Origin of the sequence: Mesorhizobium sp. L48C026A00 (assembly GCF_000502375.1) — a bacterium.
GTDB classification, from domain to species: Bacteria; Pseudomonadota; Alphaproteobacteria; order Rhizobiales; family Rhizobiaceae; genus Mesorhizobium; species Mesorhizobium muleiense.
In genome coordinates, this window is sequence record NZ_AYWU01000008.1 from 70123 (window position 1) to 90963 (window position 20841).

At 63.0% G+C, this 20841-nt stretch carries 23 protein-coding genes; 10 read left to right on the forward strand and 13 right to left on the reverse strand.

Annotated elements, in window-relative coordinates:
- Positions 1–351: 351 nt before the first annotated feature.
- Positions 352–1395, reverse strand: a complete 1044-nt coding sequence (locus X738_RS58605; protein ID WP_084833728.1) for a glycine--tRNA ligase subunit alpha — start codon at positions 1393–1395, stop codon at positions 352–354.
- Positions 1396–1738: 343 nt separating this feature from the next.
- Between X738_RS58605 and X738_RS58610 the strand changes: the two genes are divergently transcribed.
- Positions 1739–3517, forward strand: a complete 1779-nt coding sequence (locus tag X738_RS58610) for a patatin-like phospholipase family protein (RefSeq protein WP_023799378.1) — start codon at positions 1739–1741, stop codon at positions 3515–3517.
- Between the two features lie 67 nt (positions 3518–3584).
- On the opposite strand, the gene X738_RS58615 is transcribed toward X738_RS58610, so the two are convergent.
- Together X738_RS58615 and X738_RS87020 are read right to left on the reverse strand one after the other, a co-directional pair.
- Positions 3585–5360 carry a tetratricopeptide repeat protein gene (locus tag X738_RS58615; protein WP_031254992.1) on the reverse strand — a complete coding sequence of 592 codons (1776 nt, stop codon included), beginning with the start codon at positions 5358–5360 and terminating at the stop codon, positions 3585–3587.
- 94 nt (positions 5361–5454) lie between these two features.
- A complete protein-coding gene (locus X738_RS87020; RefSeq protein ID WP_245277666.1) occupies positions 5455–6054 on the reverse strand; it encodes a hypothetical protein in 600 nt (199 codons plus the stop codon).
- A gap of 18 nt (positions 6055–6072) precedes the next feature.
- On the opposite strand from X738_RS87020, the gene X738_RS58620 reads away from it, so the two are divergent.
- Entirely contained in the window at positions 6073–6792 is a 720-nt protein-coding gene (locus X738_RS58620; protein WP_245277667.1) for a helix-turn-helix transcriptional regulator, read from the forward strand.
- Positions 6793–6950: 158 nt separating this feature from the next.
- Here X738_RS58620 and X738_RS58625 read toward each other — a convergent pair whose 3' ends face one another.
- Positions 6951–7967, reverse strand: a complete 1017-nt coding sequence (locus tag X738_RS58625) for a polyprenyl synthetase family protein (RefSeq protein ID WP_023799381.1) — start codon at positions 7965–7967, stop codon at positions 6951–6953.
- A 162-nt stretch (positions 7968–8129) separates the two neighbouring features.
- Between X738_RS58625 and X738_RS58630 the strand changes: the two genes are divergently transcribed.
- The 6 genes from X738_RS58630 (at position 8130) to moaB (ending at position 11843) form a co-directional block, all read left to right on the forward strand.
- Positions 8130–8354, forward strand: coding sequence for a putative signal transducing protein (locus X738_RS58630; RefSeq protein ID WP_023799382.1), 225 nt, complete (start codon positions 8130–8132; stop codon positions 8352–8354).
- Positions 8354–9154 (forward strand): tRNA1(Val) (adenine(37)-N6)-methyltransferase, encoded by an 801-nt coding sequence (locus tag X738_RS58635; protein WP_023799383.1) that lies wholly within the window; start codon positions 8354–8356, stop codon positions 9152–9154. Before X738_RS58630 ends, X738_RS58635 begins: the two co-directional genes overlap by 1 nt.
- Before the next feature lie 86 nt (positions 9155–9240).
- On the forward strand, positions 9241–10107 hold the full coding sequence (locus tag X738_RS58640; RefSeq protein WP_023799384.1) for a S49 family peptidase: 867 nt from the start codon (positions 9241–9243) through the stop codon (positions 10105–10107).
- Between the two features lie 78 nt (positions 10108–10185).
- On the forward strand, positions 10186–10371 hold the full coding sequence (locus X738_RS0141670) for a membrane protein (RefSeq protein ID WP_027152312.1): 186 nt from the start codon (positions 10186–10188) through the stop codon (positions 10369–10371).
- Between the two features lie 25 nt (positions 10372–10396).
- The gene (locus tag X738_RS58645; RefSeq protein ID WP_031254994.1) at positions 10397–11299 is read left to right on the forward strand and encodes a 4-(cytidine 5'-diphospho)-2-C-methyl-D-erythritol kinase; all 903 of its coding nucleotides are present in this window, start codon (positions 10397–10399) and stop codon (positions 11297–11299) included.
- Positions 11286–11843: a molybdenum cofactor biosynthesis protein B gene (gene moaB, locus X738_RS58650; protein ID WP_023799387.1), complete on the forward strand. Its 558-nt coding sequence runs from the start codon at positions 11286–11288 to the stop codon at positions 11841–11843. Before X738_RS58645 ends, moaB begins: the two co-directional genes overlap by 14 nt.
- 46 nt (positions 11844–11889) lie before the next feature.
- Here the strand turns inward: moaB and X738_RS58655 are convergent, their stop codons facing one another.
- From X738_RS58655 to X738_RS58675, 5 genes are all read right to left on the reverse strand, one after another.
- Positions 11890–12855, reverse strand: coding sequence for a hypothetical protein (locus X738_RS58655; protein WP_023799388.1), 966 nt, complete (start codon positions 12853–12855; stop codon positions 11890–11892).
- A 258-nt stretch (positions 12856–13113) separates the two neighbouring features.
- Positions 13114–13941 (reverse strand): MBL fold metallo-hydrolase, encoded by an 828-nt coding sequence (locus tag X738_RS58660; RefSeq protein WP_245277668.1) that lies wholly within the window; start codon positions 13939–13941, stop codon positions 13114–13116.
- Positions 13942–14134: 193 nt separating this feature from the next.
- The gene (locus tag X738_RS58665; protein ID WP_023799390.1) at positions 14135–15070 is read right to left on the reverse strand and encodes a cyclase family protein; all 936 of its coding nucleotides are present in this window, start codon (positions 15068–15070) and stop codon (positions 14135–14137) included.
- A 153-nt stretch (positions 15071–15223) separates the two neighbouring features.
- Positions 15224–15517, reverse strand: coding sequence for a type II toxin-antitoxin system Phd/YefM family antitoxin (locus tag X738_RS58670; RefSeq protein WP_023799391.1), 294 nt, complete (start codon positions 15515–15517; stop codon positions 15224–15226).
- Positions 15518–15718: 201 nt separating this feature from the next.
- The gene (locus tag X738_RS58675) at positions 15719–16225 is read right to left on the reverse strand and encodes a glycosyltransferase (RefSeq protein ID WP_023799392.1); all 507 of its coding nucleotides are present in this window, start codon (positions 16223–16225) and stop codon (positions 15719–15721) included.
- 151 nt (positions 16226–16376) lie between these two features.
- On the opposite strand from X738_RS58675, the gene X738_RS58680 reads away from it, so the two are divergent.
- Together X738_RS58680 and X738_RS58685 are read left to right on the forward strand one after the other, a co-directional pair.
- Complete coding sequence (locus X738_RS58680) at positions 16377–17531, forward strand: PA0069 family radical SAM protein (protein WP_023799393.1); 1155 nt, start codon at positions 16377–16379, stop codon at positions 17529–17531.
- A 155-nt stretch (positions 17532–17686) separates the two neighbouring features.
- Positions 17687–18382, forward strand: coding sequence for a ribonuclease HII (locus tag X738_RS58685; protein WP_023799394.1), 696 nt, complete (start codon positions 17687–17689; stop codon positions 18380–18382).
- A gap of 177 nt (positions 18383–18559) precedes the next feature.
- On the opposite strand, the gene X738_RS58690 is transcribed toward X738_RS58685, so the two are convergent.
- The 4 genes from X738_RS58690 to X738_RS58705 all read right to left on the reverse strand — a co-directional run bounded on the left by X738_RS58690 (position 18560) and on the right by X738_RS58705 (position 20804).
- Entirely contained in the window at positions 18560–19051 is a 492-nt protein-coding gene (locus X738_RS58690) for a F0F1 ATP synthase subunit B (RefSeq protein ID WP_023799395.1), read from the reverse strand.
- Between the two features lie 10 nt (positions 19052–19061).
- Positions 19062–19661, reverse strand: a complete 600-nt coding sequence (locus X738_RS58695; RefSeq protein WP_023799396.1) for a F0F1 ATP synthase subunit B — start codon at positions 19659–19661, stop codon at positions 19062–19064.
- 77 nt (positions 19662–19738) lie between these two features.
- On the reverse strand, positions 19739–19963 hold the full coding sequence (locus tag X738_RS58700) for a F0F1 ATP synthase subunit C (RefSeq protein ID WP_023799397.1): 225 nt from the start codon (positions 19961–19963) through the stop codon (positions 19739–19741).
- A gap of 82 nt (positions 19964–20045) precedes the next feature.
- Positions 20046–20804, reverse strand: coding sequence for a F0F1 ATP synthase subunit A (locus X738_RS58705; RefSeq protein WP_023799398.1), 759 nt, complete (start codon positions 20802–20804; stop codon positions 20046–20048).
- Between the last annotated feature and the right edge of the window lie 37 nt (positions 20805–20841).

Genomic DNA, 20841 nt, shown 5'->3' on the forward strand with positions numbered 1-20841 from the left:
AGCAACTCGGCTGGTCCCATGCAATCAGCGCATCCACGGACGATTGCCAAAAATATGCCGCTGCCTGTCGGGCCAGAGCGGGACCATCCGTCCTTGGGTCAAAGATCTCCATGAACCGAACGCAGCGCTGAAGCGACCAACGCTCAGGCAGAGAACTATTGGCTGAACGACTATGAAGACGGCATCGACATTTCTGCAGATCCTCGCGCTCAGCGCCTGTTTTGCGGCGCAGGCTCATGGCACGTTCACGATGCCCGGCGTTAGACAAGCGCTGCGGACAATGGCTGGCTCGAGCGGCCAAGGCGTATCGCCAATCAGCGTATCAGTCGAAATCGCAAACAGCCTCTGGAGCTAAGCCGCCAGACCACCTGCCTGCGTCAGCAAAAACGCCTCGCCGCAGGCTTTCGCCAGATTGCGCACCCGCAAGATGTAGCTCTGCCGCTCGGTGACGGAAATCACGCCGCGCGCGTCGAGCAGGTTGAAGACGTGGCTGGCCTTGATGCACTGGTCGTAGGCGGGAAATACCAGACGGTGGTTCCCCTCCCCCTTGAGGGGGTGGCCAGACGCGGGAGGAGTCGCTGGGACCTTGCTTGCGGTGCCTTCTGAGGCGACCCCCTCTGCCCGCTCCGCGGGCATCTCCCCCTCGAGGGGGGAGAGGGGCGCGCCGGCATCGAGCAGCGCCTTGCACTCGGCTTCGGCGTCTTCGAAATGCCGAAGCAGCATCGCGGTATTGGCGAATTCGAAATTGTGCCGCGAATATTCCTGCTCGGCCTGCAGGAAGACCTCGCCATAGGTCACCTTGTCGGCGCCATCGCGGCCGTTGAAGTTGAGGTCGTAGACATTGTCGACGCCCTGCACATACATGGCCAGCCGCTCCAGCCCGTAGGTGAGCTCGCCCGCCACCGGCGCGCATTCGATGCCGCAGACCTGCTGGAAATAGGTGAACTGCGACACTTCCATGCCGTCGCACCAGCACTCCCAGCCCAGCCCCCAGGCGCCGAGCGTCGGGCTTTCCCAGTCGTCCTCGACGAAGCGGATATCATGCAGAAGCGGATCGACGCCGATCGCCGCCAGCGAGCCGAGATACAGTTCCTGCAGGTTGGGCGGGTTCGGCTTCAGGATCACCTGGTACTGGTAATAGTGCTGCAGCCGGTTCGGGTTCTCGCCGTAGCGCCCGTCCTTGGGCCGGCGCGAAGGCTGCACATAGGCCACGTTCCAGCGCTTTGGCCCCAGCGCGCGCAAGGTCGTCGCCGGGTGGAACGTGCCGGCACCGACTTCCATGTCATAGGGCTGGAGAACGACGCAGCCATAGTCCGCCCAGTAGTTATGCAAAGTCAGGATCAGCCCCTGGAACGAGCGGCTGGGATGCATATGGGCTGGGATATCAACTGTCACGGCGGCCTCGACGGGAAAGACGGGGATGCGGCCCTCCCTAGAGCGCCCACCGGCAAGCGTCAAGGCAAGGGGCCGGCCGCAGCCAGGGCAATCGGGTGAGTTAACGCGTGACATACGGCGAAACGGCAGGGACGTGGCGGCCTGATCGTGGCCCTTCCTGGGAGCCAGAGATGAGAGCGCCCAGCGATCAGTCCCGCGCCTCAGCCGTCGGCGGCTCTCATGTGTGGTATCATCCGGCGGGGCGTCCAGCACCCTCGAGGAGACAAAAGTCATGAATTCCCAAGGGATGGCTCAGATGTCCTCCGTCGATTCTCTTGCAGCGAGTTTATTGTCGGCAACATTGATGTTCGATCGGGCGTCGTTGTTGGCGCTCGAGGCTTTAGCTGCCGAATCGGACCGTCGGGTCCTGAGACGCGGTGAGGTTCTGGTTCGCGAAGGCGATGCGTCGGACAGGTTTTTCATCGTGCTGTCTGGACGCTTTACGGTACACAAAGGAGATTCGACTGGCTCGGTCGCCGCGATCGCACAGGGTGAACTCATCGGTGAAATCGGTTTCTTCGCGGGACTACCCCGCATGGCCACTGTCCTTGCAGCGCGCGATTCGATCGTCCTTGAAATCGGTCGCAATCATTTCGAGAAGGCGGCCGAGACATTGCCGAGCCTGAGGGAGGCGGTCACGGTATTTCTGGCGCGCCGGTTTGCCATCCAATCTCCGAGTTCGTCGCGTCTCAAGGAACCTGCCAAGATCCGAACGCTTGCGATCATTGCAGCCGGCGGAAGTCGCCTCTCACCGGTGTTCATCCAGCACCTGCGGCAAGCGTTCGGCGCGGCCACGCGCGCTCGGTTCGTTTCCCGGCTTGACATCCAAGCGAAGTTCCCAGGTCTTCCGATCGACGACCAGCCGATCCTTAACTGGTTGAACGAACTGGAGGCGGAAGCCCAATTCATCGTCTATGTTGCCGATGAGGAACCTAATGAATGGACCCAAGTCTGCATTCGCCAGGCCGATACCGTCCTGTTGCTGGCCAACGCGTCCTGCTCGCCTCGCCTGAACCCGTCTGAGGAACTGACGCTATCGGTCCATCCGCCATCGACCAGTCGGCTTGTCCTAATTCACGACACTCGCTCGGCTGCGGTCTCCGGTACCTCTGCATGGCTCGATGAGCGACCCTATGTTGACCAGCATCATCATGTTGCGCTGGGCGACGGGTCCGATTTCCAGCGCCTGGTCCGATTTATTTCGGGCAAGGCACTGGGCTTCGTGGCGGCAGGGGGTGGGTCCCTCGGCAGCGCTCATTTAGGCGTCTACAAGGCTTTCGTTGAGGCGGGCGCTTGCTTCGACTATCTCGGCGGGACAAGTTCCGGCGCGGCGATGATGGCCGGCTTCGCAAGAGGCTTGGATGCCGACCAGATCGACCGAGGCACCCACAACATATTTATCAAGAGCCGGGCGTTTCGCCGTCCCACCTTGCCGCATTTCGCGCTTCTGGATCACAAAGCGTTTGATCGGGCCCTTCGGCTGGAATACGGCGACGTTCTGATCGAGGATCTTTGGCTTCCGTTCTTTGCGCTTTCGACCAATCTGAGCAGCCGTCAGCCCCATGTCCACCGTCGTGGAAAGCTCTGGCACGCCGTTCGGGCGTCCGGCTCCATCCCGGGCGTCCTGCCGCCGTTCTTTACGGATGACGGCGATATGCTGGTGGACGGCGCTATCATGAACAATTTGCCGCTGGAGCAGATGAAGGAGCTCAAGATCGGACCCAATGTCATCGTTACCTTCGGGTCGAGTGCACCGCAGAAATACGACATAGACTATGACCGCATCCCCGGAGCTTCCGAACTGGCATTGGCCTTGCTGAACCCTTTCGGTCGTGCCCGCTTGCCTCGGGTTCCCAGCATGCTTCAGGTCATTGCCTCGAGCATGCTGGCACACCGGCCGCAGGACATTGCCGTCGGCGAAGAGGATATCCTGATCTGTCCGGAGGTTTCCAACACGATCAGCTTCATGGATTGGAGTCGGCATTCCGAGTTGTTTTCGGATGCCTACGACCGTACGACCCGATGGATCGAGGAACAGAACGACTCAGGGCTCCGAGCGGTGCTCGGCACCGCGCACGATTAGCATGGCTTATGGTCCAGACCCTTAGCGACAGCGGCGACGAGCCCCGCATAATCGAATTCAGAAGTATTCAGCCCTTTGGCGCAGTCGTCGGTTCGGGCTTGACCTTCGGGGTTTCCTGCGCCGTGTTGGATTCGATCGGCGGCAGGCCCTTCAGCAGTTTCTGCTGCAAGGCGGCGAGCACGCCGGGATCCGGCTTGAGGTCGCGAGCCTGGTTCCACTGGAAGGTGGCTTCCAATTTGCGGCCGACGCGCCAATAGGCATCGCCAAGGTGATCGTTGAGCACCGGATCTTCCGGCTTCAACGAAACGGCACGTTCCAATTCGCGCACCGCATCGTCGAATCGGCCAAGGCGGAAATAGGCCCAGCCCAGCGAATCGACGATGTAGCCGTCGCTCGGCCTGAGCTCGACGGCCTTCTGGATCATCTGAAGGCCTTCCTCGAGGTTGGTGTTCATGTCCACCCAGGAATAGCCAAGATAGTTCAGAACCTGCGGCTGGTCGGGGAACAATTCCAGCGCCTTGCGGAAATTCGGCTCGGCCTTCGGCCACTCCTTCAGTCGCTCATAGGCGATGCCGCGCTGGTAGAAAATGTTCCAATCGGCGCGGGTCGGGGCCTTCAGCATCGCCACCGCCTTGTCATAGAGACCGGCCGCGGAGCGGAAATCCTCCTTCGAGGCATAGACGCCACCGAGCGCCTGATAGGCGCGCATGTCGTCGGGTCGCGCTTCGACGAGCGCCTTCAGATGGGCGATGGCCTCGTCATAGCGGTCGAGATCTGCAAGGTTGAGGCCGAGCTGCAGTTCCGACAGCGTCTTCAGCGGCGAACTGGCCGGGATGCGGCGATAGAAGGCGATGGCGCCCTCGCCGTCCTTCAACTGCTCGGAGACGGCGGCGAGTTGGACGAGGGCCGCGTCGCTGTCGGGCCTCAGTGCCAGGGCGTATTGCAGATAGAGGCGGACGAACGGCTCACCGCCGCCGCGATTGAGCGCGGTGGCGAGATCGAGCAGAATTTCCGAGGCGCCGTCGGACGGGCCGGCGACGAAGGGTTCGATCTTCTCGCCCTTGGTGATCCTGTCGCGAAGCGCCGATATCTCGACCTTGCCGGGTGCAAATGCCTCGGCCTGATCGAGCACGGACAGCGCCTTGTCCTTGTCACCCTTGCGGGCAAGGAAGGAGGCATAGGCCTGCGCGTTGCGCATCCAGGTTTCGGGCGCGGCGGCGCCGGTCGCGGTGTCCTGCAAGGTGGCGGCGTAGATCGCATCCGCCTTTTCGGGCATGCCCGAGGCATCGGCGATCAGCCCGCGATGGAAGGATTTGAACAGGCCGAACCAGTCCGGGCCCTGCAGCTTCTCGATCGAGGCCATGGCCTCGCCGGGATCGCCGGCGCCCTGCTTGGCCCAGCCGGTCATCACGCCGGAGATCAGCCGGTCGAGATCGGATTCGAGCGAAAGCTTGAGCCAGTATTCGGCCTTGGAAAAGTCCTTCTTGTGAAAGGAGCCGACGGCCAGCGCCAGGCGCGAGAACCGCTCGACGTCGGGAACCGTCTTGAGCTTGTCGGCATAGACCAGGGATTCTTCGAAGCGCCCCTGCGCGATCAGCGACAGCATCAGACTTTGCTGCAACGAGGTGTCACCGGGAGCGAAGGCGAGCGCCTGCTTGTAGTAGGCGATGGCGCTGTCGAGATCATTGTCACCTTCGGCGACCCGCGCGGCAAGATAGGCCCCCGAGAACGACGTGATATTGACTGGCTCGGTGGTCTCTTTGGCATAGGCGGGCAGACCGGAGACCGCCATGCCCGTCACAATTGCCAGCCCTGTCAGCCAGCGCGCACATCCTTGCCGCATCATATCCCTTTCAGTCGAAGCCATACCCGCGTCAGCGGGATCGCCGTTGACTCGATCTTTTCCACGTTAAGCATGGCCTTTTTGGGGTGAGGCTTCAACCCGGCCCGAATTCACAATCGGGTAATGCTATCAAAAACAACGCGGAAAGGCGCCAAATTGCGACCGTCGACCGCGATTTGCCGGCCTGACGCGCTGCCGGCCTGTCCTGCTGCAGCATCGGCGCCGCGATGCCGTAAGCGATCCGTAAGCGGCGGGCGTCGATAGTTTCCGCAGCGGAATGATGCGTAGGACCGTGCAGATGGATGCCGTTGCTTCGCCCAGGAAGATGCCGATGCTGGAAATGCCGCAGGGCCAGCAGGCCTTCGCCATTGTCGATCGAATCTACGAAGCGTCGTTCGCGGCCAAGCTGTGGCCGGAGGTATTGGCGGCGGCAAGCGCGATCTCCCGCTCGGCAAACGGCGCGATCTTTGTAGTCAGCGATCATTCGCCGGTCCGCGCCATCACCGAAACGCATCTCCAGTCCTTGCTCGACGAATTCACGAAGCGTGATACTTGGCGGTTTTCCGAGAGCGTGAAGCGCATGTGCGCCGCGCAGCCGGCAAGCTTTGTGCGGGTCGATAATTTCATCACCTGCGAGGAGATCGAGCGCGATCCCGTTCGCAAAAGTGCCACCGCGTTTGGCATCGGGCCGCATCTATGCACAGCGATCCCCATGCCTGGCGGCGAGCTTGTCCTTTTTGTCTTCCAGCGCTGGCTGAAGGACGGGAGTTATGACCAGGCCGCAATCGATCTGTTGAACGGACTGCGTCCGCACCTCGCACGGGCCGGCCTCGTCGCCGGGCGCCTGGGTCTGGATCGGGCCAGGACCGCCGTATCCATTCTCCGGGAAATCGGACTGCCGGCCGTAATCATGAGTGGATCGGGCCGTTTGCTGACGGCCAATCCGCTTTTCGAAGGCATGGCGGACGCCTTCCTTCCCACAGCCCATGGTGGCATGGCGATTGCCGATCAAACTGCAAACGCGCTTTTCCAGCAGGCCATCGCGCAGAACCGGGATAACCGCGTCGTGCGGTCCATCCCGGTTGCGGCCATCAAAGGGCGGCCCGCGCTGGTCATTCAGCTGTTGCCGCTGCGCCGCGCCGCACACGATATTTTTTCGGGTGCAGATGTATTGGTTGTCGCAACCACGGTCGGTACCGGCGCCACTGTTCCGTCGCCCAATGTCCTTTCAGGCCTGTTCGACCTGACGCCGGCGGAAGCCCGGCTCGCCGTCGAGCTGGCCTCCGGCCATTCGGTGCAGGAGGCGGCCATGGAAATCGGCATCGCCGTCAAATCGGCCCGCACCTATCTCGAGCGAATCTTCCGGAAAACCGAAACCAGCCGTCAGAGCGAGCTCGTGGCGCTGCTGAAGAGCGCGTGGTCATTTTCATGACCTCGACAGTTTGCCGGGCGCGCTGACCGTCACGAAGCCCTGCCCTGCTTGCTAACCATGCTGCTGCAGAACGTGCATGATTTCACCGCCGCAATGGTTCATCGGGGAAGACCAAAATGGCGGGCCGGCGCGGTGCCGGCCAAATGTCGGCGATATCTTCAGTTCACCCGGCTGATGCAGAAATCGATGACGTCGAGCAGCGCCGATTTCTGCGGCGTCGCTTCGAGCGGCGCCAGCGCGTCGCGGGCGATCTCGCCGAAATGGCCGGCGCGCCCGATGGTGTCGGCGATAGCGCCGTGGCGGGTCATCAATCCGATTGCCTTTTCCAGCCCGGCGTCATCGGTGACATTGTCCTCGATGGCGCGCTTCCAGAAGCTGCGTTCGGCCTTGGTGCCGCGCCGGTAGGCGAGGATCACCGGCAGCGTCACCTTGCCTTCGCGAAAGTCGTCGCCGACATTCTTGCCCAGATCCGTGCTGGTGCCGCCATAATCCAGCGCATCGTCGATCAGCTGGAAGGCAAGGCCGAGATTCATGCCATAGGAGCGCAGCGCCGCGCGATCGTTTCGCGTCGCCTGGGCGATGACCGGACCGACCTCGGCGGCGGCCGAGAACAGGGCAGCGGTCTTGGCCTTGATCACCGCGAAATGCTCATCCTCCGTGGTTTCGAGGTTCTTGGCGGCGGCGAGCTGCATCACCTCGCCCTCGGCGATGATCGAGGCGGCGCTGGACAGGATGTCGAGCGCTTCCAGCGAACCGACATCGACCATCATGCGAAACGCCTGGCCAAGCAGGAAATCGCCGACCAGCACGCTCGCCTGGTTGCCCCAGATCATGCGGGCGGTCTTCTTGCCGCGCCGCATGCCGCTCTCGTCGACGACATCGTCGTGGAGGAGCGTGGCGGTGTGCATGAACTCGACTGATGTGGCGAGCTTGACATGGCCCTCGCCGGAATAGCCGAACATCTGGGCTGAGGCGAGCGTCAGCATCGGCCTCAGCCGCTTGCCACCCGAAGAGATCAGGTGGTTGGCAATCTCCGGGATCATCTCGACGTCGGAACCGGCCATCGACAGGATCAATTTGTTGACGCGCCCCATATCGGCCGAAGTCAGGTCGATGAGATCCTTAATGGAGGCGGCTTCCCGCTTCCCGTTTTCGATGTTGAGAACGACACCCACGACAAACTCCCGTCTTATGTCACGCGCACGACGGCACCCCGATACCGCAGCAGACTCTAGGGCGCTACCCACAGGCACGGCAAGAGGCGATTTGGCGCGGTCGAGGTGGCGACGGAAGCCAGCCACGTTTACATAGACGCTGCAACCTGCGAGTTTCGTCCTATGATAGAGCTTATCCGCACCAACGACGCCGTAATCATCTCCTTTGTCGAATCGCTGATGCGCGACGCCGGCATCGGCTGTTTCGTCGCCGACCAGAACATGAGCGTGCTCGACGGTTCGATCGGCATCTTGCCCAGGCGCATCATGGTCGAAGCCGACCAGGCCGATGCGGCGCGGCGTATCCTGACGGATGCCGGCATCGCCAACGAGATGCGCCAGAAGTAATGTCCGCGGCGCGCGCCACTCTTGTCCAGGACACGCCGGCCCATACCGTCGATGCTTTCCATCGCGGGCGGTTCTGGCTGGTGCAGCCGAAACAGGCAGGCCATCGCGCCGGCATGGACGCCATGATGCTGGCGGCTGCCGTGCCGTCCTCCTTCGCCGGGCGCCTTGCCGATTTCGGCGCGGGTGCTGGCGCCGCAGGCCTGGCCGTGCTGTCGCGCTGTCCTGATGCCGAGGCCGTGCTCATCGAACGGTCTCCGGAAATGGCGGCCTTCGCCGCAACGACGCTTGCCCACCCCGGTAATGCGCATCTCAACGACCGCGCCTCGGTGCTCGCCGCCGACGTCGCGCTGTCGGGCCAGGCGCGAACCGCCACTGGGCTTGCCGACAACTCCTTCGATCTCGTCATCATGAACCCGCCCTTCAACGCCGCCGAGGATCGCGCCACGCCCGACCCGCTCAGGAAGGCGGCGCATGTGATGGAGGACGGGCTGTTCGACAGTTGGATCCGAAGCGCGGCTGCCGTGGTCAGGCCGCGCGGCGGTCTTGCCGTGATTGCCAGGCCCGATCAGCTCGGCGCCATCCTCGATGCGTTAGCAGGCCGCTTCGGCGACGCCGAGATGCTGGCCGTCCACCCCCGCCCCGAGGCAGCGGCGATCCGCATCGTCGTCAGGGCAATCCTCGGCGCACGCGGAAAACTGTCGATCCGCCCGCCGCTGATGCTGCACGCGCAATCTGGTGACGGCCCCACGGAGCGGACCGAGATGATCAACAACGGGATGGCTTCGCTGTTCGGCGACTGAGCCTTTTTGGCCGGCCGGGCGTCGCGGCATTGCCGTTGGCCGGCGAATCCCTACATGCCTTCAAGCCAATTTTGACCGGAGACCCCGTGAAACGCTTCCTGAACCGCCTGCTGCCGAAATCCTGGCGCTCCGACATCGTCACCATTCCCGTCATCCGGCTGCACGGCACCATCATGCCCGGCGGCGGCCCGTTCCGGCCGAGCCTGTCGCTGGCATCTACCGCTGGCCCTATTGAGAAGGCGTTTTCCTTCGACGCGCCCGCGGTCGCCATTTCGATCAATTCGCCGGGCGGCTCGCCGGTGCAGTCGCGGCTGATCTTCAGACGCATCCGCGACCTGGCGAGCGAGAAGAACAAAAAAGTCCTGGTCTTCGTCGAGGACGTGGCGGCGTCGGGCGGCTACATGATCGCGGTCGCGGGCGACGAGATCATTGCCGATCCGTCGTCTATCGTCGGTTCGATCGGCGTGGTGTCGGCCTCGTTCGGCTTTCCCGAGCTGTTGAAGAAGATCGGCGTCGAGCGCCGCGTCCATACGGCCGGCCAGAACAAGGCGGTGCTCGATCCGTTCAAGCCAGAGAAGAAGGAAGATATCGAGCGGCTGAAGGCGCTGCAGCTCGAGGTCCACGAGACCTTCATCGACCTCGTCAAGGACCGGCGCGGGGCCAAGCTCAAGGACGACCCGGACCTGTTCACCGGACTGTTCTGGACAGGCAAGAAGGGACTGGAACTCGGCCTTGTCGATGCACTCGGCGATATGCGCAGCGTGCTGAGGGCCCGTTTCGGGCCAAAAACCCAGCTCAAGCTGATCACGGCGCCGCGCGGCCTGTTCGGCCGCTTCGGCTGGTTCGGCTCAAGCAGAGGCGGCTTTTCGGCGCCCGAGATCGCCGCTGCTGCCGCAAGCGGCGTGATCGATGCGGCGGAAGAGCGCGCACTATGGGCGCGCTTCGGGCTTTGAAAAACCGGCGAAAGCGTTTAACTTGAAAGTTTGACCGTCCGACCGGCGCCGCAGTCGGCCTTGCGAGAGGAGTTTGACATGCCACAGATCATTTTCTTCATCGCAGTCGGCCTGCTCGCCTATTTCGGCTATCGCTCCTTCGTCAGGGAAGCCGAGCGCGTGACGGCCAAGATACGGCGCACCGAAAAGCAGGCTAGCAACGGCACAATGGGCACGCTGGTCAGGGACCCGAAGACCGGCGAATACCGCCTGGCCAAGGACTGACATCATCCCCCTCGTGACTGAGACAGTGGCTTCCGGCAATAGGGTCCGGGCATTGCATGCGCATGCCAAGATAAATCTCGCGCTGCACGTCACCGGCAGGCGCGCCGACGGCTATCACATGATCGAGAGCCTGGCGGTGTTCACGCGCTTCGGCGACCGGGTTGACATCGAGCTCGCCGACAGCGACGGGTTTTCCGTGTCAGGCCGATATGCCTCCGCAGTCCCGCTCGACGACGGCAACCTGGTCGTGAAAGCGCGCGATGCGCTGCGAAAACAGGCTGGTCCGCGGCATACGCCGCCGGTCGCAATCAGGCTCGAAAAGAACCTGCCGGTTGCATCCGGCGTCGGCGGCGGCTCGAGCGACGCAGCAACGGCGCTGCGCGGGCTGGTTGAGACATGGAGACTGGACCTCGACGATGCCGACCTGGCGCGGGTCGGCCTCTCGCTGGGCGCCGACGTTCCGATGTGCCTTATGGCAAGGCCGCTGATCGCGCGCGGCGTCGGTGACGAATTGTCGGCCGTGCCGGGCTTTCCCGCACTCGGGCTGGTTCTCGTCAATCCCGGCACTGCCATCTCCACGGCCGAGGTGTTCAATGCGCTTTCCCATCGCGACAATGAGGGGCTGCCGCCGCTGCCGCGCAGCCTCGACTTCCACAGCATCCGTAATTGGCTGGAGATCACGCGCAACGACCTCGAGCCTGCGGCACGGGCGATCCAACCTGCCATCGGCAAGGCACTTTCGGTGCTCAACAAGGCCGGAGCGGGGTTCGCGCGAATGTCCGGTTCCGGTGCGACCTGTTTTGGGCTGTTCGAGACCGGCAATGTCGCCAAACGCGCCGCCGTCGATATCCGCAGCCGCCATCCCGACTGGTTCATCGCCGCGACGCGAAGCATGACATCGGAGCTTGACGCATATGGCCAGGATTGACGAAAGGCGTTCCTTCGTTCCCGTGCGCATCGCGGTGCTGACCGTTTCCGATACGCGCAGCCCTGCCGACGACAAATCCGGCCAGACGCTGGCCGACCGCATCCTCGAGGCCGGCCATATTCTCGCCGGCCGCGACATCGTCACCGACGATCGCGAGAAAATCCGCGACAAGGTTCTGGGCTGGTCGAGGGACGAAGCGATCGATGTCGTCATCACCACCGGCGGCACCGGTTTTACCGGCCGCGACGTAACGCCGGAGGCGCTGGAGCCGATCTTCGAAAAGCGCATGGACGGCTTTTCCGAAGTGTTCCACCGCATTTCCTACGACAAGATCGGCACTTCGACGATCCAGAGCCGGGCGACTGGCGGCGTCGTCAACGCGACCTTCGTCTTCGTGCTGCCGGGTTCGCCCGGCGCCTGCAAGGACGCCTGGGACGGCATTTTGAAGCCGCAGCTCGACTACCGGCACATGCCCTGCAACTTCGTCGAGATCATGCCGCGCCTGGACGAGCATCTGCGGCGCGGCGGCACCAAGGCGAGTTAGACCAGGTTCTCAAAAGGCTGTTCGGGACCAGAACCAGCGCCGAAAATCACCGAATAACCGGCTCGCCGTGGAATCGCCGGCGCGAGGGCGGCGATACGCCGAAGCCGACTTCCATCATCAGCCGCGGCTTGCGCGTCGGCACGGTGCCCATGTGGAAGCCGAAGGGATCCTCGACGAAGCCCGATCCCGCCTCGCCGGTCAGCGTAATCGGACTCTGCGCGCCGTAGACATTCAGAACCTCTTCCGCGGGATGGCCGACGAGGAGCGTCAACTGGTGCTTGAGGGTGCGGCGGTTGTGGCTGCCGCGGACATAGACATGGGGGCCAGTCTCGGCATCGACCGGATTGAGATAGAAGAAGAATTTCAGCATCCGCCAATCGTCGAGATCGAAGTGGTACTTGCCAAGCGACGCCAGGTTCTTCTCGGCGTCGGAGGCGGAGCTCGTCGGAAAGCTCCACCAGACGCGCGTGGTGATCAGCTTCGCCTGGCTGCCGAGATAATGGGCGGCGATGTCGAGAAGCAGCGGATCGCGCTGCACGGTAAGCGCAGCGTTACAGTCGAGGATCCGCTCGAAAAAGTGGCCGCTGAGCAAGGGACGGCCGAAGCGCTTCTCGGCCTCTGCGTGCTTTGCCGGCAGGAACTCCAGCCGACGGTCGAAATTACCGAAGCAAGGCGTGCGCTGCGCGAAGCTGGCGATCTCCTCGTGAATCGACTGCGGCAGCGCAAGTCCGGAAAAGAGCCCGTCCGAGCGGAGCGCGCCGACCACCGCATCACGGTCGATGCCAGTGAACACCGTTTCCTGGACTTCTTGTGCCGGTCGAACCGGTTTTTCGCCACGCCAATGTAACCGCCGCGCCGGCATGGTACGCGCCAGCATGAACATCGGCAGCCATGCCGGGTTCTCGCGAAGGTCCGACAGATAGGTCGGAATCCGCACGGCAATGCGGCGCAGCAGGCTGCCGTTTCGAGCGATCGACTCGAGGCTTGCAGCACCGGATTTGTCAGGGGTCATAAGGATCCTCAGCTGTGAGGGCGGCGCCGACGAAACGTCGGCCGCTCAACGCTCAGGCGTTACCCAAACCCGTCCGCCCGCATCACAGGAACGGTAATCCCCGGTCAGGCTTTGTGCAATGCACAATAAAAGGATCGCCCGGAATCCTTCTGGCAAGCTTGACGGAGCATTAACGCTCGTTGAGTTCGCGACAGCGCGTGATTTGAGCGAGGTGGAGTAGTGAGGCCGCGCACAGCGGAGAAGGCCGCGACGAAGCGGTCAAACCCCGTCGAGGATGATGATCGTCGGCCGGTCGGGCAGGGTCTTCAGTGAGACCGTCAGCGACCGGCCGGAGAAGAATTCCACCGCGAAATCGTCGCCCATCCTACCTGTGAATTCGCTGATCGGGGTCGAATGGCGATGCATCGGCAGGATCATCGAGGAATAGAGCCGCGCGGTGATTTCAGTCATCCGGTCGAGCGACAGCGTCATGCCGCCGTCGATAGGCACCATAAGGATATCGAGCCGGCCGATGGCGCCGTAATGCGCATCCTCCAGCCGGTGGTGCAGATGGCCGAGATGGCCGATGCAGAGTCCAGCCACTTCGAAAATGAAGATGGAATTGCCGTCCTTGCCGAGATCGCCGCCATTGCGGATATCCGTCGGCACGTTGCGGATATAGACATCGTCGACGACAAGGGCGTGGCGCGCCGGACCGCCGTCCGGATTCCAGCCGCGCAGCACATATTCGATACCGGGATCGACATGGTCCGAATAGTGGGTGCGGTGGGCCTTGTTCATAGTCACGACGCGCGGCAGCGGGTCAGCGCCATAGACGCCAGAAAAGTCAGTGGCGATCCTGACGCCGGCGGGTGTCTCGATAACGTAGGTCGAATGGCCGGCATAGGTGATCGTAACGTCACCGTCGACGAAAGCCTGGGCCAGCCGTGACGGCTGCGCCTTTGGCGCCGTGAAGCTGGCATAGGTGGCCGACGGCAGCGCTTCAGCGATCGCAACGCATCTCGACGGCGGCGGCTCGTCCCGGGCCGAAGCGGCGAACGGCCAGAAAGCCACAGTCAGCAGAACGGCGGCGGATAGGCGGAGCAAGGCTGTCTCCCGTGGCAGGATTGGCGCACATGCCACGATAGCGCCAGCAATTGCGATGGCTATCATCGGGACAGTCACGTTTTCGCGAGCGCCGGAGGGGCTGGTCGTCTGAACCTTTTGTCCCGACTTGCGCCACAAATCGCGTGGAATGGGACGCGCCACGGCCCTGCCGCCCCGACGATATCGTCTACGATCAGGGCGTCGGGCGGAAGACGCCGTTCTCGTCGCGCTTGAGCGGCGCGGTTTGCCGGGAAAGCGGCGCACCAGGCGTTTCGGTGACCGAGACGCCCTCGGTCCAGTCGGCGGGTGCAATAGCGATGTAACGCGCATATCCGCCTGACCCGCCGAGCGGCTTGGCGAAGCCGATTGTGACCAACGCACCGGCCTCTGGCACCTTGTCGAGATTTGCGACGCCTTCTGCCTGCGTGAAATCGTTGTGAAGCAGCCAGTGTTCGCCTTCGAGATTGGGCGTGGTGTCGGTGTCGAGCGGCTCATGACCATGGAACAGGATCTTCCGCTCCAGATGCAGGAATTTCAGTGCGTCCAAACTGACGCCTGGAAACGGTTTTTGGTTGAAGCGGGCGGCATCGGACCATTTCTTGTACCAATCCGAACGCACGAAGACGACTGAACCTTCCGGAATGCGGCCGTGCTGCTTTTCCCACTCCTCGATATCGGCGACCTGGAGGTGATAGCCTTCGTCAGTCCGCACCTTGCCGCTGATGTCGATGACGACGAGCGGCCGCACGGCATAGGTGGCCGGCAGGTCGCTGATCGTTGCGCCGAGCGGGTTCCAGTGGGAGGGCGGATCGAGCTGCGTGCCATATTGGTCCGTCGCCAACTCGTAGGCAGTCGCGACAAACCCGTGCTTGTCGTAAGTGAACTCTTCGCCGGCCTTGACGTAGCCCTCGATGTCCTTCCCGGCGACAGCCGGCTTGAACCTGGCGTTGGCGAAGCCCGGCCATACCGGCTGCACCGGCTCGAAGGCATGAGTCAGATCGATGTACTTGGCCGATTTGAGCGTGTTCTCATAAACCGACCAAAGCGACAACTCCTGCGCCACCGCGATCGTCGGCACTGAGCAAGCGGCTGCCAGCAAGGCGATACGAACGAATTTGGATACATTCATCTGCGATCTCCCCGAAATGTCGCCGAGTATCGCGAGTTTCCCGCAGGACGACAAGCATGTGCATTCCTCCCAGGAGTGTCGCGCCAATGCGGCCCCTCGCGGTGTTGCCAATGCCAGAGATAAGAATAACGAAAGACGTGGCCGACTTTGATTTCAGCCGGCAGCATTTTTTGCTGTCAGGCTTTTTGTCCCGTTGAGTTCCTCATTGAGATGGTCGAGATCCGGATCCATTTCGGAGGCTTCGACCGCGGCGATTTCGTCCGCGCTGAGTTCTGCTGTCAACTCGACCCGCCGATCGCGCTTCGACAGCCGGACAAAATCTTCGTAAGCCAGCAACACGGTGCGCGGGCGGCCGTTCTTGGTGATGATGACCGGATCGCGGACCGCGGCATCTTGATAGGCGCCGAAGTTTTTCGAGACGGCGGCGGCTGTGACGGTGGTGGTCATCGGCGAGGCCCCTTTGTTCCGGAATATACGGGCTTTACGGGCTTTACGCAATACACAGAGGTCGGCAACCCGATCCACGCGTCACATCATCCCGCCTAACCCCGGATAAACTGCGGTCTCGTAGAAGACGACCTCGGCGGAGAACTACCGCAGCAAAGGACGCGACCTTCCCTCGCCCGCTGGCCGGCAAAGAGACGACCGTCACTTCACCGGCGCGACCCAGATTTCGGCGTCGAGCCTCTTGGTCGCAAGGCCGCGGGCGATGGCCTCGGCGCTGCGGGCGTTTTTCGATAGAGCCGCGGCCTGACGCTTGCTGATCACCAGCCCTTGGGCCAGTGCCCGGTTTCCCGAAAACACCCGCGACAGGAACGGGACGCGGCTGCCGCGGGCCCGCGAGAATCGCGCCGGCATGGTTTGCCTGGCGGTGTGGGCGACGACCTCGTCGATCCAGCCCTCGCCCAACCGCGCGCCCGGCTCCAGCAGCAGCAGCCAGTCGCCCTTGGCCTGCCTGATGCCGGCAGCGATGCCGCCGCTCGCCACATAAAGGCAGCCGGCATGTTCGGCAACGCGGTGCGTCTGGTCGGTCGAGCCGGTGTCGCACACGATGACGTCGCGCACCACGCCCTCGACCGCGCCGCCGATCAGCGAGGCGAGCGTGCGGGCAAGTCTTTCCTCGTCATTCAGGGTCTGGATGAGAACGCTGAGCATCGTTAGCCGAATAGCGGAAAGCCGGGCACAGCGCCAGTTTTTGCGTCGCCCCATAAAAATGTTCTTGCTTTGTTCCAACGGATAAAATAGGATTATTTTCATGAACAGAGCGATTCGACAGCCAGCCGACAGTCCCTGGGAGAGGGCGAAGATGGAACAGATCGTACGTGCCGACATTGCTGCCTTCGGGGCTGGAAGAGCCGAGATGGCCAATGCAATGATCGAGCAGAGCGGCGTCCGTATCCGTCCGGAGCGCAATCGCGGCCGGTCCGCCGGCATCAACCCGTCCGGCCGGTTCGAACCGGTCAGCAGGCATGTGTTCGACGATGGCTGGAATTCGCTTGAGGAGCTGCCGCCCTTCAAGACCGAGGTGCAGGTCGAGAAGCCGCGCACCATCGTCACCCGCAACGAATCGCCCGACATTTCCTTCGACCGCTCGATCAACCCGTATCGCGGCTGTGAACATGGCTGCGTCTATTGCTTCGCGCGGCCGACGCACAGCTTCATGGGCCTGTCGCCGGGACTGGATTTCGAATCGAAGCTGTTCGCCAAGCCGGATGCGGCGCGGCTGCTCGACAAGGAATTGTCGAAGGACGGCTACCAGCCGCGTACCATCGCCATCGGCACCAACACCGACCCCTATCAGCCGATCGAGAAGCAGTACCGGATCATGCGCGAGATCCTCGAAGTGCTGGAGGCGCGCGGCCACCCGGTCGGCATCGTCACCAAATCCGCGCTGGTGACGCGCGACCTCGACATTCTGTCGCGCATGGCCGAACGCGGGCTGGCCAAGGTGGCGCTGTCGGTGACGACGCTCGAGCGTATGCTGGCCAGAACGATGGAGCCGCGCGCGTCGACGCCGACCAAGCGGCTGGAGGCGATCAGGCAGCTTTCGGATGCCGGCATTCCGGCCTCGGTCATGGTCGCTCCCATCATCCCCGGCCTGACCGATCAGGAGATGGAACGTATCCTCGATTCGGCACGTGCGGCAGGAGCGCGCGAGGCCGGCTACGTCCTGCTGCGCCTGCCGCTAGAGGTCGCGCCGATCTTCAAGGATTGGCTGCTGCGTCATTATCCGGACCGCTACCGTCACGTCATGTCGCTGATCCGCTCGATGCGCGACGGCAAGGATTACGATTCGGAATGGGGCAAGCGCATGAAAGGCTCCGGCCCCTATGCCTGGCAGATCGGCCGGCGCTTCGAGATCGCCGCCAAACGGCTTGGCCTCAACGCCGAGCGGCGGTCGCTCAGGACCGACCAGTTCGTCGCCGCAGCCAAGGCAACCGAGCAACTGATGCTGCTTTGAAGATATCGTCTGCCGCCGCTGCCGGCGGCAGATGAAAAAATCCCGTCCAGCCTGTCCTGTCCCCGGGCCTGCAGACGGTGCCCTCCGGGTCCGGTGCCTCACCCGACCCGGAGGGGCTTGCGGAGAATCGGAGCCGATGCGAACCTCGCCGCAACATGGCTCGCGCGCGTTCTGATTCTCCGCTTCTCTTCGAAATCGTTGAGAGACCCGATTTCTCCTTCGAGACGAAGGCGATGGCCGAAGGCCTGTGGCCGGTGGCGGGAATGGACGAGGCAGGGCGCGGCCCACTCGCAGGGCCGGTCGTCGCGGCTGCGGTAGTGCTCGATCCCGCCAACATTCCAGACGGCCTCGACGATTCCAAGCGCCTCAGCCATCTGCAGCGCGAGGCGCTGTTCCTGAAAATCCTCGGCTCCGCTCTTGCCGTGTCGATGGCCTCGGTCAGCGCGGAAGGCATCGATGGCAGCAATATTCTCAAGGCCAGCCTCGAAGCGATGCGCCGCGCTTTGGTCGGGCTCTCGGTGCAGCCAAAGCTGGCCCTGGCCGACGGCCGCGACGTGCCGCCCGGACTGCCATGCGAAGGCAAAGCGCTTATCAAGGGCGACCAGCGCTCGCAGTCGATCGCCGCAGCCTCGATCGTCGCCAAGGTGATGCGCGACCGCATGATGTGCGGCTGCGGCAGCCATCACGCGCTTTACGGTTTCGAGCTCCATATGGGCTACGCCACGGTCCGCCACCGCACGGCGATCGAAGTGCATGGACCGGTGGCGCGGCTGCACCGCGCGTCCTTCGCACCGTTCCGGATTGGCGGCACCGAGGTGCCGGACGAAGAGAGTTTTTCCGACCTGGCTTGAGCGCTTTCTCCCCCCTTGAGGGGGAGATGGCCGGCAGGCCAGAGGAGGTAGCCGCGCGTGAAGCGCCGCGCCCCTCCTTTCATTCGACATATTATCCGATAGGGCGTCGCGACGCCGAGGCGACCCCCTCTGTCGCCTTCGGCGACATCTCCCCCTCAAGGAGGGAGATTACCCGGCTTAGTTCAGCCTGGACTTGACGTCCTGAAGCGAGGCCTGGAACAGGTCGGCGCCCGCCTTGGCGTCAATCTTGGCGGCGAGCAGCGTGCGGGCGGCTTCGACGGCGATATCGACGGCACTGGCGCGCACTTCGCCGATCGCCTCGCGCTCCGCCTGACCGATCTTCTGTTCGGCAAGCGCGGTGCGCCGGGTGACATAGTCCTCGGTCTTCTTGTGCGCCTCGGCAGCCAGCATGTCGGCCTCGCGCTTGGCGGCGGCGACGATGTCGGCGGCCTCCTGCTCGGCTTCCTTGCGCTTGCGCTGGTATTGGCCGAGCAGTTGCTGGGCCTCCTCGCGCAGCCGACGCGCTTCTTCAAGCTCGTTGCTGATCTTGTCGGCGCGGGCGTCGAGCGCCTTGGCGATCAGCTTAGGCACCTTGACGTAGACGGCAATGGCCAGAAAAATGACGAGGGCAACGGTGGCCCAAAGCGTCGCGAGTGATGTGGCGTCCATGATGCGCTCCTCACCGGGCCACGGATTTGACGGCTGCCGCGATCTCGGCCTTGCTGGCCTTGCCGCCGACAAGCGCCTCGACGATTGCCGAAGCCGTGTCCTCGGCGATCGTGCCGACTTCCTTCATGGCATTGGCCTTGATGGTCGAAATGCGAGCCTCGGCTTCGCCAAGCTTCTGGTCAAGCGCTGCCTCGACCTTCTTGCGGGCGGCTTCGGCTTCCGCCTTGGCGGCATCGTTGGCCTGCTGGCCGATCGCATTGGCCTTGGTCTTGGCCTCCGCCAGTTCCTGCTCATAGGCGGCAACGGCGGCATCGGCCTCGCCCTTCAGCCTGGCGGCATGGTCGAGGTCCTGGGTGATGCGGTCGTTGCGGACATCGATGATGCCGCCAACACGCGGCATCACCACCTTCTTCAGGAACAGGTAGAACAGCCCGAAGGTGATCGCCAGCCACAGAAGCTGCGACGGGAATGTCGCCGGATCGAATGGCGGGAACACGCCGTGCGCCTCGGCAGGCACACCGGTGCCGGAATGCGTATCGCCTTCCGTGCCGGTATGGCCGCCTTCGACGGCAGGCGCGGACTCTTGCGCAAAGGCAGATGTCACGAACATGGACTATCCCCTGATGTCAGGCCTGCCGCCGATTTGCGGCCGGCCCTTCCAATTCCCAATGTTAGCCGAACAGGGGCTCAGCCGAACAGGGCCAAAAGCGCGATGAGCAGGGAGAAGATGCCCAGCGCTTCAGTCACGGCGAAGCCGAAGATCAGGCGGCCGAACTGGCCATCCGCGGCCGACGGGTTGCGCAGCGCGCCCGCCAGATAGCTGCCGAAGATGTTGCCAAGGCCAATACCGGCGCCACCCATGCCGAGGCATGCGATGCCGGCGCCGATGAACTTTGCTGCTTCTGCTTCCATGTGTTCAACTCCTTTGGATCTAAAAAATTCCGTTGCGATTTCTATCCCGGCAGCAGGGCCGGAAACTCTTGGGTCAACTGGGTCAGTGCCCGGGATGCAGGGCGTCGTTCAGATACATGCAGGTCAGCACGGCAAAGACGTAGGCCTGCAGGAAGGCAACCAGCAGTTCCAGCGCCGTCAGCGCCACGGCCATCGCCAGCGGCAGGACCGATCCGGCAATGCCGAGCGTGCCAAGCGCGCTCAAGCTCACCACGAAGCCCGAGAACACCTTCAGCGTGATGTGGCCGGCCAGCATGTTGGCGAACAGACGAACCGAGAGGCTGACCGGGCGCGAAACGAAGGAAATCACCTCGATCAGCACCACCAGCGGCAGCAGGTAAACCGGCACGCCATGCGGCACGAACAGTTTCAGGAAACCAAGGCCATGCTTCATGAAGCCGTAGACGACGACGGTTCCGATCACCAGCGCGGCAAGGCCGAAGGTGACGATGATATGGCTGGTGACGGTGAAGAAATATGGAAAAAGACCGAGCAGATTGGCAACGAGCACGAACATGAACAGCGAAAATACCAAGGGAAAGAACTTCATGCCTTGGGTTCCGGCTGCGTCCCTCAGCATGTTGCCGACGAATTCGTAGGCCATTTCCGAGACCGACTGAAGACGGCTGGGAACGAGGCTGCGGCTCGAGGTGCTGAGATAGAGGAACGCCGAGGCGGCGGCGACGGTCGCGACCATGAAGAGCGCCGAATTGGTGAACGACAGGTCGTAGCCGCCGATCTCGATCGGAATCAGCTTGTTGATATGGAACTGGTGGATCGGATCGACCTTGTCAGCAGCCACTTTATATCCCCATCAAAGCCGCGCGCGGCTTTAGTGT